Annotated in this window: 17 protein-coding genes; 12 read left to right on the top strand and 5 right to left on the bottom strand. The window is 40.0% G+C overall.

Annotation, left to right across the window (positions count from 1 at the left end; all coding sequences use genetic code 11):
* Positions 1-103 precede the first annotated feature (103 nt).
* Entirely contained in the window at positions 104-697 is a 594-nt protein-coding gene (locus A5886_RS11035; protein ID WP_086275190.1) for an ECF transporter S component, read from the top strand.
* 68 nt (positions 698-765) lie between these two features.
* Here A5886_RS11035 and A5886_RS11030 read toward each other — a convergent pair whose 3' ends face one another.
* On the bottom strand, positions 766-981 hold the full coding sequence (locus tag A5886_RS11030) for a ferredoxin (protein WP_086275189.1): 216 nt from the start codon (positions 979-981) through the stop codon (positions 766-768).
* A 25-nt stretch (positions 982-1,006) separates the two neighbouring features.
* Here A5886_RS11030 and A5886_RS11025 point away from each other — a divergent pair, with 25 nt between their 5' ends.
* From A5886_RS11025 to hbs, 7 genes are all read left to right on the top strand, one after another.
* Positions 1,007-2,005 (top strand): helix-turn-helix domain-containing protein, encoded by a 999-nt coding sequence (locus A5886_RS11025; RefSeq protein WP_086275188.1) that lies wholly within the window; start codon positions 1,007-1,009, stop codon positions 2,003-2,005.
* Positions 1,999-3,378 (top strand): RecQ family ATP-dependent DNA helicase, encoded by a 1,380-nt coding sequence (locus tag A5886_RS11020; RefSeq protein WP_086275187.1) that lies wholly within the window; start codon positions 1,999-2,001, stop codon positions 3,376-3,378. Before A5886_RS11025 ends, A5886_RS11020 begins: the two co-directional genes overlap by 7 nt.
* 72 nt (positions 3,379-3,450) lie before the next feature.
* Positions 3,451-4,065: an SAG1386/EF1546 family surface-associated protein gene (locus A5886_RS11015; RefSeq protein WP_086275186.1), complete on the top strand. Its 615-nt coding sequence runs from the start codon at positions 3,451-3,453 to the stop codon at positions 4,063-4,065.
* 98 nt (positions 4,066-4,163) lie between these two features.
* Positions 4,164-4,835, top strand: coding sequence for a (d)CMP kinase (gene cmk / locus A5886_RS11010; RefSeq protein WP_086275185.1), 672 nt, complete (start codon positions 4,164-4,166; stop codon positions 4,833-4,835).
* Between the two features lie 211 nt (positions 4,836-5,046).
* A complete protein-coding gene (rpsA, locus tag A5886_RS11005; protein ID WP_086275184.1) occupies positions 5,047-6,261 on the top strand; it encodes a 30S ribosomal protein S1 in 1,215 nt (404 codons plus the stop codon).
* A 167-nt stretch (positions 6,262-6,428) separates the two neighbouring features.
* Positions 6,429-7,739, top strand: a complete 1,311-nt coding sequence (gene der, locus A5886_RS11000) for a ribosome biogenesis GTPase Der (RefSeq protein WP_086275183.1) — start codon at positions 6,429-6,431, stop codon at positions 7,737-7,739.
* A gap of 234 nt (positions 7,740-7,973) precedes the next feature.
* Positions 7,974-8,249 carry a non-specific DNA-binding protein Hbs gene (gene hbs / locus A5886_RS10995; protein ID WP_054116463.1) on the top strand — a complete coding sequence of 92 codons (276 nt, stop codon included), beginning with the start codon at positions 7,974-7,976 and terminating at the stop codon, positions 8,247-8,249.
* Between the two features lie 94 nt (positions 8,250-8,343).
* Here hbs and A5886_RS10990 read toward each other — a convergent pair whose 3' ends face one another.
* From A5886_RS10990 to A5886_RS10975, 4 genes are all read right to left on the bottom strand, one after another.
* Positions 8,344-9,489, bottom strand: a complete 1,146-nt coding sequence (locus A5886_RS10990; RefSeq protein WP_086275182.1) for a tyrosine-type recombinase/integrase — start codon at positions 9,487-9,489, stop codon at positions 8,344-8,346.
* Between the two features lie 105 nt (positions 9,490-9,594).
* Entirely contained in the window at positions 9,595-10,467 is an 873-nt protein-coding gene (locus A5886_RS10985; protein ID WP_086275181.1) for a hypothetical protein, read from the bottom strand.
* A gap of 91 nt (positions 10,468-10,558) precedes the next feature.
* Positions 10,559-10,963, bottom strand: coding sequence for an ImmA/IrrE family metallo-endopeptidase (locus tag A5886_RS10980; protein ID WP_086275180.1), 405 nt, complete (start codon positions 10,961-10,963; stop codon positions 10,559-10,561).
* A gap of 17 nt (positions 10,964-10,980) precedes the next feature.
* Positions 10,981-11,292: a helix-turn-helix domain-containing protein gene (locus A5886_RS10975; protein ID WP_086275179.1), complete on the bottom strand. Its 312-nt coding sequence runs from the start codon at positions 11,290-11,292 to the stop codon at positions 10,981-10,983.
* A 289-nt stretch (positions 11,293-11,581) separates the two neighbouring features.
* On the opposite strand from A5886_RS10975, the gene A5886_RS10970 reads away from it, so the two are divergent.
* From A5886_RS10970 to A5886_RS10955, 4 genes are all read left to right on the top strand, one after another.
* Positions 11,582-11,785 carry a hypothetical protein gene (locus A5886_RS10970; protein ID WP_086275178.1) on the top strand — a complete coding sequence of 68 codons (204 nt, stop codon included), beginning with the start codon at positions 11,582-11,584 and terminating at the stop codon, positions 11,783-11,785.
* 13 nt (positions 11,786-11,798) lie between these two features.
* Entirely contained in the window at positions 11,799-12,101 is a 303-nt protein-coding gene (locus A5886_RS10965; RefSeq protein WP_086275177.1) for a hypothetical protein, read from the top strand.
* Entirely contained in the window at positions 12,098-12,301 is a 204-nt protein-coding gene (locus A5886_RS10960) for a hypothetical protein (RefSeq protein WP_086275176.1), read from the top strand. Before A5886_RS10965 ends, A5886_RS10960 begins: the two co-directional genes overlap by 4 nt.
* 176 nt (positions 12,302-12,477) lie before the next feature.
* Positions 12,478-13,212, top strand: coding sequence for a Rha family transcriptional regulator (locus A5886_RS10955; protein ID WP_086275175.1), 735 nt, complete (start codon positions 12,478-12,480; stop codon positions 13,210-13,212).
* The last annotated feature ends 10 nt before the right edge of the window (positions 13,213-13,222 follow it).

The following is a 13,222-nucleotide window of genomic DNA, read 5'->3' as shown; positions in this document are numbered from 1 at the left end:
GAAAAAAGAGGGCATTTTTTGTCAGGCGCCGACAGGAAATGCCAGTGGAAATTTAATAGGTTCGTTTGAAGAGGAATCCTGAACTTAGGAGGATTTTGTACTGATGAACAACAAGACAAGAAAAATGGTAACAATCGCGATGTGTGCAGCAATGGGAACGGTTTTGCAATTTATTGCTTTCCCGATTTTTCCCGCATTCAGTTTTTTGAAAATTGATTTTAGTGACATCCCAGTGATGATCATGATGTTTCTTTTTGGCCCGTTAAGTGGCGTGTTGACTGCATTATTGCGTTCAATATTGCATTTGTTTTTATCTGGATTTTCGCCAACCGATTTAGTAGGTGATACAGCGAGTTTCTTCGCAACTTGCGCGTTTACATTGCCAATGTACTATTTTTTCCGTAAAGGGATTCACCGTAAAAACAAAACAGTTGGCGTGATCAGCGGTATTTTATCGTTAGCGATATTTATGAGTATTGCCAATTTATTTGTGATTACACCGATATACTTGCATCTCTTTGGCATGAATGCCGATCAGTTCTTAGGTATGTCATTGGCTCGTTATGTAGCGATTGGTATTTTCCCGTTTAATTTAATCAAAGGAGCCATCGTCAGTGGGGTCTTTTTGGTTCTGCATGCGAAGTTATTGCCATGGCTGGCACGAAAACAACCACATCATGCAACCGCTCGAAAGTAACGAATGCAAGAAAACAAAACAACCTGCCTATCATCGCCGTACAATACGATGGAAGGCAGGTTGTTTTTTTACTTTTCTAAAAGAATCGCGCGTGTGGGGCATTTGCGATAGGCGGTTTGGACTGTTTCTTGTTCTTCATCTATGATAAACTGTTGGCGGGCGGTGGGTTCTTGAGCAAATAAGACGATTCCGTCTTCATCATAATCGAAAATATTCGGTGCATAGAGGGCACACAGCCCGCAAGCAATACACCGTTCTGGCACGATTTTACAACGTTGTGACATCAGACTTTCCTTTCTGGAGGTACTTATGGATGTATTTATTTTAGCGCTCTTTGCGCATACTGACAAGTTGCGGCCATCCACACTTTATCAATTGTTGATTGGCAAACGTACAAGCTCTGTGTTGAGTTATGGCTGTTTTTATGACCGATTGGGTCTCTTTCAAGCGCTCCCTGATTTGGCTGAGGAAGAATTTAAGCAGCGCATCGATACGTTGCTTCAAAAAGGCGATTTGCTGGCTGATCAAGCGGGGTTGATTCACACTGCAGCGCCAACGGCAGACAACCTTTCCCACTACAAACGACTCATTGAAAAGGCGTCGTTTTATCGATACGGCAGAACTTGGCAGGATTCTTGGCGTGCGCTGCGTTTATTGACTCAAGCGGCTAGCTATCAAGGGGTAACCAATCACTATGTGCCGGTAGAAAACACGCCGATGTATACGGAACCTGTGCGCGCAGTATTGCGCCAAGTCCCCAACCTAAAGGATGACTTGTTTCAAGAACTATGGCACACCTTCGAACAGATGCCTGCGGAAACTGCCGACTTCTTGGCAGGGACATTGACAGGCCCCCAAACATTGGGCAAAACTTTTTTTCAGCTGGTACCGGATGAGTACCAACAAAAACCGTGGGTCCAACTATACACAGCGGTAGCAATCCAGCAATTTCTTGCGTTGATCGAGGAGAAGCAAACATCGATTCTCTATCAAAGTATGCTGCCTTTTTTGCAGCGCAATGCCAATCAAAGTATGTTGGAAACAAAGCGTTTGTTCCAAATGGGTTTATCCGTTAAGGACATCATGGCCCAAAGACATTTAAAAGAAGGAACCGTCAATGACCACTTGATTGAATGGGCCTTGCTAGACAAGGACTTTCCCTATGCGCGGTTTGACCGCCAAATATACCAGCTATTACCCGCAGCCTCATGGCACTATCGCTATCAAGTATTACAGCAGCAGCTGGCTGCAGATTTCTTGCCGATTCGGCTCTTTCAAATTGCACAAAAAAGAGGGATTCTATGTTAGAAAAGGCATTACTGCATTACTTTGGATTGACGAACTTTCGTCAAGGTCAAAAAGAGGTCATCGAAAGTGTGCTGCAACAGCAAAATACCTTGGCAATCATGCCGACAGGTAATGGTAAAAGTTTGTGCTATCAACTGCCAGGCTATCTGTTAGAGGGACTTGTTGTGATTGTTTCGCCGCTGGTCTCATTGATGGAAGATCAAGTCTACGGGTTGCAAAAACAAGGAGAAAAACGCGCCATTGCGTTTAACAGCCAGCTGACGGGTGCGGATCGTCAGTATGTGCTAGACCATTTGAAGGCATACAAATTTTTATTTTTAAGCCCGGAGATGCTATTGCAAGAAGCAGTGCTCAATCGTTTAAGCCAAGTGTCCATCGCTTTATTCGTGGTGGACGAAGCCCATTGTGTTTCGCAATGGGGCATTGATTTTCGTCCGGAATATCTCGATTTGGCTTATGCGAGAAATAAACTGCATTCTCCTACCACACTCGCACTGACGGCAACAGCGACCAAAGAAGTGGAAGCAGATATCCGCCACTATCTTTTGCAAGGTGAGGTTGCTGTGTTTCGCTATTCAATGAATCGCAGCAATATCGGCTTGATCGTTGAGAAGACGACAGATAAGCAAGCAACACTACGCAACTATTTGGCTCGCTTGAATGGCGCTGGAATCATTTATTGTGCGACACGAAATCAAGTTGAAGAGGTCTATCAGTCTCTGAAAAACGATTTTGCCGTTGGATTTTATCATGGTGGACTTGCCAGTGATCAACGGAAAATGCTGCAGCAGCAATTCTCTCAAAACCAATTAAAGCTCTTAGTGGCAACCAATGCATTTGGCATGGGCATCAACAAAAGTGATATCCGTTTTGTCATCCACTATGATTTGCCTGATTCTTTAGAGAATTACAGCCAAGAAATCGGCCGTGCTGGTCGTGATGGCTTGGCAAGCTGTGCTATTTTACTGTATCAACCCCATGATGAGCAGATCCATTATTTCTTTCAGCGGGAAACACAGGAGCAAATCAATCTGTTGCTTGGTGGGCAAGATAAGAATCAAGCAGCATTGACACCATTGCAAGAAAAATGGCTGCAAAAATCCCGCAAGATAGGCGCAGAAAAGTGGCAACAAGTTGTCATCCAAAATGAACAAAACAAACGAGCAAAATTGAGAGAAATGTTAGGTTATATTCACTTAGATACATGTCGCAGGACTTTTTTGCTGCAGTACTTTGGTGAAAAAGCCCAATCAGTCGATCCCTGTTGCGACAATGATGGCTTAGTGGTTGATCATAAAAACGAAACAATCATTTCAAATCAAAAAATGACATGGCAAAGTCTTTTACTAAAAATCTTTAAAGATGTAAATTGATTTGGATTTTGCAGGACAGTTTTCATTGACCTATGGTATAATACATCGGAAAGATAATAGGAGGGAATACGAGTGAGCAAGAAAGACAACAACTACCATTCAGAAAATCAAGAACCGTGGGAACAACCAATATATGATACAGAGTCTGAAGATTCTGCATCAAGATCTCAACATCGACAACAAAAACGGGGGAATTCACTCTTTTTGACGATCGTACTAGTGTTGCTTTTTTTGATCGTAGCAATTCCAGTAGGTGCAGGAATCTGGGTCTTGAATCATAACAATGATACTGCAGTAGTGGCTGATAGCAGTACGTCTGAAAGTACATCTGTATCCTCAACAACCGAATCTTCGACGACTGAATCATCTACAGCATCTTCAAGTACGTCGACAAGCGAGTCATCAAGCTCGTCTAGTTCATCAAGTTCGTCAAGTACATCTTCTAGCAGCAGTTCCGCGACGACGCCATCAAGCAGTGCGTCTTCTGAAGAGCAAAACAATGCGGCTGATGACAATACGCAAACGGATCAAGGAACGACTGAACAATATACGACTGTTCAATCTGGTGAAGGTCCAGAGCAAGTGGCAGCTCGTAATGGTATCTCAGTTGAAACTTTATATCAACTGAATGGCATCGATCCTAATAACTTTATGCTATACCCAGGTGACACCTTACGAATTAAATAAAAAACCGCTTTGGCGGTTTTTTTTCTTGAAAGAAACGAGTGAGCAATGATCAAGGTCCGAAAACGGGTCAATGTATAGAAACGAGGGGCAATCAACAAATGAAAAAAATCAATATTGCGATTGATGGACCAGCTTCATCAGGCAAAAGTACCGTTGCAAAAATCATCGCCAACGATTTAGGGTTTGTTTATACTGATACAGGAGCAATGTACCGCAGTATTACTTATTTGGCATTAAAAACCGGTTGTGGACTCGACGATGAAACTGCCATTGCGGCATTGATTGATCAGTACCCCATCACATTTAAGCCAAAGGAGAAAGGTCAAGATGTTTTCGTTGGCGCAGAAGAAGTAACAGAAGCGATTCGTCAACCGCAAGTCACGAATGCTGTATCTGAAGTATCGGCACATCCTGCAGTACGAAAGAAACTTGTCGAACAACAGCAAGCGATCGCTGCTAATGGTGGTGTTGTGATGGATGGCAGAGATATCGGGACCGCGGTCCTTCCACAAGCAGAGGTCAAGATCTTCTTGGTTGCCAGTGTGGAAGAACGGGCGCAACGTCGCTTTAAAGAAAATCAGCAAAAAGGGATCGATACCACGTTTGATGTGTTGAAAGAAGAAATCCAACAACGGGATTATTTAGACTCCCATCGTGAAGTTTCCCCTTTGAAACAAGCAGATGATGCTGTACGTATCGATACATCTGGGATGTCAATCAAAGAAGTCGTGGCTGCCATCAAACAGACGATGACAAAAAAAGGATATTAAAAAAATAAGTGGGCGTTTCCCACTGTTTTTTTATTTCTGGAAAGAAAAATCGAGAAAATCGAGAGAAAACTGGCGTAAGCAGATTTTTAAGAAAAAAACACAAGAGTTTTTTATGAAAATAAGAGAAATCGCTTTATTTTTTTTACATTCTAATTTAAACTAAAAGATGTAGTGCAATTATGCAGAATTGTTGGTTAGGAGGACATGAGAGATGACAGATTTTGAAAATAAACAGGTTGATAACGGAAATGAATCAATGGAAGCTGCTTTAGATAATTTCCAAGAAGTAAATGTTGGGGATATCGTAAAGGGCGAGGTTTTAGCCATTGAAGATCGCCAAGCGGTCGTTGGGATCGAAGGCGCTGGTGTTGAAGGCGTTGTTCCAGCAAAAGAATTATCTACTGCACCTGTTGAAGACATCAACGAAGTAGTAAAAGTGGGCGATGTCTTAGAATTGGTTGTGATCTCGGCAATCGGTAAAGACAAAGAAAATGGCAGCTATCTTCTATCTAAACGCCGCTTAGATGCCAAGAAAGTTTGGGAAGATATCGAAAAAGATTTCCAAGATGGCAAAATCATCGAAGCGCCTGTGACAAATGTTGTCAAAGGTGGATTGGTCGTAGATGTTGGTGTGCGCGGTTTTGTACCAGCATCAATGGTGGAAGATCATTTTGTAGCTGACTTTGAAGAATATAAAGGCAAAACATTGACCTTTAAAATCGTAGAGATCGAACCTTCAGAAAACCGTCTGATTCTTTCACATAAAGCGGTCGTTGAAGCGGAAAAATCAAAACAAAAAGAAGCCATTTTGGCTGATTTATATGAAGGTCAAGAAATTGAAGGGAAAGTCGCTCGTTTAACTGATTTTGGTGCCTTTGTAGATTTAGGCGGCATCGATGGCTTAGTGCATGTATCAGAAATTTCTCACGGTCACGTAGGCAAACCTTCTGATGTACTGTCAGTTGGCGATAGTGTCAAAGTCCGCGTTTTATCTGTGGATGCCGACAAAGAACGCGTATCCCTATCGATCAAAGATACGTTGCCTGGACCTTGGAACGATATTGAAGAACAAGCAGCTGTTGGCAGTGTTCTGACTGGAACCGTGAAACGCTTGACTAGCTTCGGTGCGTTTGTGGAAGTATTCCCAGGGGTTGAAGGATTGATCCATATCTCACAAATTTCGCACAAACATATTGCGACACCGCATGAAGTCTTGCAAGAAGGGGATGAAGTTCAAGTGAAAGTACTTGAAGTCAATCCTGCTGAACATCGGATCGCCTTGAGTATCAAAGCCCTTGAAAAAAATGAGAAGGCTGATACACAAGAAGACACGTATGAAGAAGATTACCAATTACCGGAAGAGTCAACTGGTTTCACGATGGGTGATATCTTAGGTGATGCGTTAAAAGACAGCGACGAAGAGTAATCGTACGCAGACAGCTTATAACGATTCGAAGTTTGAATTTGTTATAAGCTGGTTTTTTGTTTGCTTAGAAAGCTTGCAACTTTGCGTTCCTTTAGGTAAACTAAGTAAGATTGAATACAAAACCGCATGCAGTTCTATATGCAGGTTTTTTTAATGGAGGGTAAAAAATGTCAAATCCAACAATAGCGATCGTTGGGCGTCCGAATGTGGGTAAATCGACCATTTTCAACCGGATAGCAGGAGAGCGCATTTCGATCGTTGAGGATACTCCAGGAGTGACCCGAGATCGTATATATGCCACAGGTGAATGGCTGGGCAGAGATTTTAGTGTGATCGATACTGGCGGGATCGATTTAGGTGATGAGCCATTTATGGATCAAATCAAACATCAAGCAGAGATAGCAATCGACGAAGCAGACGTCATTGTTTTTATTACAAGTGCCAGAGAAGGCGTCACAGATGCCGACGAAATGGTGGCGCGGTTGTTATATAAGAGCAACAAACCAGTTATTTTGGCTGTCAACAAAGTAGACAATCCCGAGATGCGTGCCGATATTTATGAGTTTTATACATTGGGGCTAGGCGATCCATATCCGATTTCCGGGAGCCATGGTCTAGGCATTGGAGATGTTCTTGATGAAGCAGTCAAACATTTCACCAATGAAGCGGAAGAAGAGGATGATTCAATCATCAAATTCAGCTTGATCGGTCGTCCCAACGTCGGCAAATCTTCGTTGATCAATGCCATTTTAGGTGAAGAACGTGTGATCGTTTCTGAAATAGAAGGAACGACCCGCGATGCCATCGATACCCATTTCACGAGTGAAACAGGGCAAGAATTCACGATGATCGACACGGCAGGTATGCGCAAAAAAGGCAAGGTCTATGAATCAACGGAAAAATATAGTGTGATGCGGGCGATGCGGGCAATTGAACGCTCGGATGTCGTCTTGATGGTCTTGAATGCGGAAGAAGGTATCCGCGAGCAAGACAAGCGTATCGCCGGTTACGCCCATGAAGCAGGGCGAGGGATCATTATTGTTGTCAATAAGTGGGACACATTGAAAAAAGAAACCAATACTTTACGTGATTTTGAAGAAGAAATCAGAGAAGAATTCCAATATCTGGATTATGCACCGATTATTTTCGTTTCAGCAGTCACGAAACAAAGATTGAACAAATTACCTGCATTGATCGAAGAAGTCAGCATGAATCAAAACATGCGTATTCCTTCGGCATTATTGAATGATGTCATCATGGATGCTGTCGCAATCAATCCGACACCAACAGATAAAGGGAAACGTTTGAAGATTTTTTATGCAACACAAGTCGCAGTCAAACCGCCTACTTTTGTTATTTTTGTCAATGAAGAAGAACTGATGCATTTCTCTTATGGACGCTTTTTGGAAAACCAAATTCGCAAGGCATTCACCTTTGAGGGAACACCAATCAGAATCATTCCTCGGAAAAGAAAATAAGAATTCTAACATACTTTGTTTCTTTTTACAAAGAAATCTGTCCTTTTCTAGAAAAAAGCAAAAAAACCAAAAAAAAGCAGGTCAAAAACGTTAAAATCCTTGATATTACAAGGTTCTTATGATAACGTTATATCAGAATATTGATGGTAATCAATATTTGACAAAAACCTTGGACCACTCAAGATTTTTGTTGATGTATGACATCAAAAAAAATATCAGGAGGTGAAACCATCCATGGCAAATAAAGCAGAATTAATCGAAAAAGTTGCATCAGCTACTGATTTAACTAAAAAAGACGCAACTGCAGCAGTTGATGCTGTATTCTCTACAATTCAAGAGGCTTTAGCTAACGGTGAAAAAGTTCAACTAATCGGCTTTGGTAACTTTGAAGTTCGTTCTCGTGCGGAACGCAAAGGACGCAACCCACAAACTGGTGAAGAAATCAAGATCCCTGCTAGCAAAGTACCTGCATTCAAACCAGGTAAAGCTCTTAAAGACGCAGTGAAATAATTTCATTAAAAACCCGTTGGGGCTCTAGGGCTCTAACGGGTTTTGTCTTTTACATATAGCTTAAAGGGGCAATAAGGGGGCAATAAATTGTAGTTTAAAGTCCATCCTTTTCCAAATCTTCCAATATATTTGCGCGCATATTTCTAGTGACGTGTGTGTAGATTTGATTTGTAATCTTGGAATCTTCATGACCAACTCGATCCATGATCGCTTTTAACGGATATCCTTTTTCGGCAAGCCAAGAAATATGAGTGTGGCGAAAAATATGTGAGGATAAATTCTTGTGTTCAAGTCCAACTCTTGCTCCAGCTTTTTTCAAACCAAGGTTGAAAGAATTGATTTGGACTGGAATGCCATTTTTGGTCACAAACAGATAGTTTAGTTTTTCAAATTTTGGATTCTCAATAGCATCCAAACTCACTTCATCAATGGTTCGTTGAACGAGATCGGTTGTCCGTTTCGTGATATCGATCGTTCTGTAAGATGCATTTGTTTTAACAGGTCCTTTGATACCTTTGCGATATCCTTGAGTTCGGTCTATTGATCCATTTACATGCGCTTGGCGATTAACCAAGTCGAAATCATTTGGCTGCATTGCTGTAGCTTCACCAACACGCATCCCCGTTAAGAACATAAATTCTGCCAGTCTAGCCAAACGATAAGTTGATGGCCTACGATAAAGTTCTTCGATCAGCTTCTCCGCTTCTTCACGTTCTAAATATTTGTTTTCAAGCTTCTTGAAGTCTTCACGAGTCTTTGGTCTCTTCTTGATAATCACGTCAGCCATTGGGTTAAAATCCACGTAGCCCATTCTACGAGCGTATTCAAACACCATGTTGAATATAGATTTTATTGTACTTAGATACTCGTCTGAGTAATCAAGTTTGTTGAATACAGTCTGAAGAAGGGGAGCGTCAATGTTGTCCGCCCATACATCCGCACTGATCATACCCTTAACTGATTTTATTGTTGCGTTATATGCCATTTTTGAACTATTTCTAAGCGGCTTTTTATGCCCTTCATACCATTGATCAATTGCATCATGGAACATGATCCGCTCTTTTTTCTTCTCATTAATCGCTTCGTTAATCTTTTTATCTAATAGCTTACGTGCCTTATTAGAGGCTTGAGCAGAATCGCTTGTGAGTATAACACTCTTCTTTTTGGTCTTCTCAGAATACGGATCTTTATATCTTTCCACATACTTGAATTTTCCATCCGCTAGTTTCTCAATCCACACTTTTAACAACTCCTATAATTTGATACAATAGGCATAGCAAATAAGCCTATTTGTTTATTGCTTAGCACGCTCTCGTCCGCCAAGATAGAGGGGCGTGTTTTTTATTCAGTTAAGTTCAAAAGAATCTACTACTACAGCAGGCACTGTAATTTCTCCGCCGATAGCAGAAGAATAAGTATACTCGCCATAAGAGACACCTCGGATTGCAATGTAGTCATCTTCTAATAGGCGATTGTTTGACAACTGATCCTCTGATATTTCAATCAAGATAACTTGATCGTAATTATCATCTATGGCAAATCTAAATTGAGAAACATCTTCTCCTTTAATTACTTGAATGATTTTTCCGTAAAATTTAACTTTTTCAAGCATATACGTATCAGGATTCCTTGCTAAGTTTTCATAAGTAATACCTGTGTCATAACTTGCTTTCTCTTCTTCAGCGGCCTTTCGTTCAGCTTCTTCCGCCTCTTTCTTTTCCTTTTCAGCAGCAGCTTTCTCTTCAGCTTCTTTGGCAGCTTTCTCTTCAGCAGCTTTTTTATCTGCTTCTTCTTTCTCTTGCTTTTGTTTCTTTCTAGTTGCTTCAGCCTCAGCAGCAACTTTCTCTAATGTCGCCTTTGACTTTACAATCACTATTTTCGTTTCTTTCCCGTTTGAAACTTCGTATGTGGTATCCTCCGTCTCTGGAAGTGGAGCTGTCATGCTAAAAGACCCAGAAGCAGTTGGCTCGATTTCTTTTACTAATTCATTGCCTTGATTTACAGTTATTTTACTTTCTGGATCAGCTTTTCCGGACAAGTTAAAATTATTGTTTTCCAAGTAATGTTGAGGTTGGTACACACTAAACTCAATTTTTTCTTTGGTACTTGAAATAGTTGTAGATTCCACATCCTCGCCACTTGCCACAGAAGATTTTTCCGATGCACATCCAACAAAAAATAAAGTGCTAAATAGTAACCCGAAAACTATTCTTTTCATTATTTTTCCTCATTTCTTTGATATAATATATTTGTACAATCTCAGAAATGAGTAGCCCTTATCGGAGCGGTAACTTCGGTAGGGGTATTTTTTATGCGTAATTGCTCATGCTCTCTCGAACATATCCTTCTAAAGTCCACGGAATATTGTAATACTCCATAAATTTAACCGCATTCAATTGCTCTTTCTCAAAATCATATTCGTTTGACCAAATATATAGTAGAATTTCAATCGCGATTCTATTGGCTTCGAATTCTAGCTTCTGTCTTCCATAGTCAGTAGCGTTGTAGTAATCGGATAATTCTTCATGCTTCTTAATACAATGACCCAACTCGTGTGAAATTTCAAAGTCAGAATTCTTTTCGAGTAATCTATTGCTTAAAAAAATTGTTTTTTCACTAGCATAATATATACCGCTTCGATCCATATTGACAAAGATCAAATCCAAATCCATATCATTTACTATTTTTAATAAATGATGATTAACCTCACTCATATACACATCACATCACTTTACTTTTTTTCAGCAGCACGCTTAGCAGCAAGAACTGATTTCAAAAATTCTACTTCTTCATCGGTTACGGGCTCACCGTCAAAAGCGAAGATGCCGTGTTTTTCTGCTAAAGAGTCTCTATCTTCTCTGCCTAACAAATAATCAACAGAGACACCAAAGTAATCAGCAATTTCTTGTAACCTTTCGGCCGAGGGGTTAGTTGTCTTTAATCTATAAAGAACGTTTTTTCCGTACCCCAATTCTTCTTCCACGGTATTTAATGATTTTCCTTGGTTCTTTGCTAAATTTTTTATTCTCTCAAACGTTGTCATATCAATATTCCTTTCATTCAAGAAAAAATATTTAACAAAAAATGTTAAAACAGTTGCTAATTTTAACATAAGGTGTTAATATAATTCTTGTAAACAAGTTTAACGACTACACGGACAACAAAAAACACCATTGATGATTAAACGCCAACCGCCAAGAAAGCTTTAAAATCAATTGTTTTATGTCTTATTTAACTATGGACTAATTTTAACATTAGGTGTTAAAACAGTCAACAAGTTTATATATAAGTTGTTAAATTTGTTTACGAAATATGTGAAAGGAGATTTAGATATGGCAGACATTGCAGAAATTACACAAAAAGACAGGGAAAAAATCAAACGATATGTTGAGAGTTCTAATTTTTTAACTTACACAATGCTTGCGAACAGATTCAATATCGATAAAAGTTACTTGTCTTTGATTCTAAGCGGCAAACGGACTTCTGCGGAAGCAAACAAAATTATTGATTCGATCATCGCAATGTATGAATTGTAAAGGGGGAATCAAATTGAAAAAGCCGACTTTAAAAGAATTGATCATATCTGCTGAAAAAGAAACAAATCCAGACGATTGGTATCGGCAAGGACTTATCCTAGAGAGATTTCATGGAATGTCAAAATCGACTTTGTTGCAATACTGCAAGGAGATGGACGAAATTCCTGAATTCGCAGAAGGCTTGCTTCGCCCGGGGCCTTCAACCACGTTCGTTCATTACCAAACATTCTTATGGTTCTTAAAGTGGAAAGATACTAACAAGTATCTAATCAATAAATTATCGCCTCACGAGGTGCTAGGCGGTGTTACAGCATGACATACACCATACAACAAGAATTGACCATCCACGACCTAGCAAAAGATAAAATCAGATCACTACATGACGAACTAAACGACAAGAAAGTCTGCCTAACCGATCACCAACGAGATCAATTGCTGCGTGAACTGCAAAGGTACCAGGAACTACTGTATGCCAACCGAATTATACGAGTGAAAGAAATGGGGTTGAGCAAATGAAAGGATTAAGACGATCAGCATTCTTGATCACCATATTTTTCTTCGGTGTTTGGGTTGGTAACAATCGTCAGTTACCTGATTGGGCAGTATTTATTTTACCTGTATCGGTTATGTGGTGGTTAATCAAGTATGACGAGATAGCTTATAAAAGGCGGTTGAGGAAAGGGGTATAAGAAATGGAATTAGAGAACGCTATTGATAGCCGAGAAGTTGCCAAAATGGTTGGAAGAAATCACAAAGAAGTTTTGAGGGATATCAGAAATTTAATTAGTTATCTAACAAGCGCAAAATTACAACCCGTTGAATTACTTAAAACATTACCGACCTCAAAGGATGTGATTAATGTAGCGGATTATTTCATTCACAGCGAATATCTGGATGCAAAAAAAGAATATCGTCCTTGTTACCTGATAACAAAAATAGGTTGCGAGTTATACGGCACCAGGATGACAGGCCAGAAAGGTATACATTTCGCAATAGCATACATTGATCGATTCAATCAAATGGAAAAGCATATTCAAAAAGAAGTGACTCATCTGTCAAGTACAAAAGTTCAATTAAAAGCTTTGCTAGAACACGAAGAAAAATTAGAACGCCTTGAAGAAGATGTTACAGATCTAAAGAAAGAAATTGATTTGACCAGAATACAAAAGAAACAATTGTCAGATGTAGTGAAAAGAAATGCTATGAAAGCAGTAGGAGGAAAAAAATCAGAGGCATATAAACCTTTTTACAAAGTTGCGATTGCTGAGAACTGGAGATCAATAAAGAATTACTTTGATGTGGCAAGTTATGAAGAAATACCTCGATTGCGGTTTGAAGAAGCTGTTGAATTAGCTGAGAGTTGGTCGCCATCTGCAGAACTGAAAATGAATATAAAAAAATGCTTACAACAGCTGCAACTGATGTAAGCAAAAATAT

Source organism: Candidatus Enterococcus testudinis, from assembly GCF_002140915.1.
In the GTDB taxonomy this organism is placed as follows: Bacteria; Bacillota; Bacilli; order Lactobacillales; family Enterococcaceae; genus Enterococcus_D; species Enterococcus_D testudinis.
The sequence above is the reverse complement of the archived record's forward strand: the minus strand, read 5'-3'. Positions and strand labels throughout refer to the sequence as shown.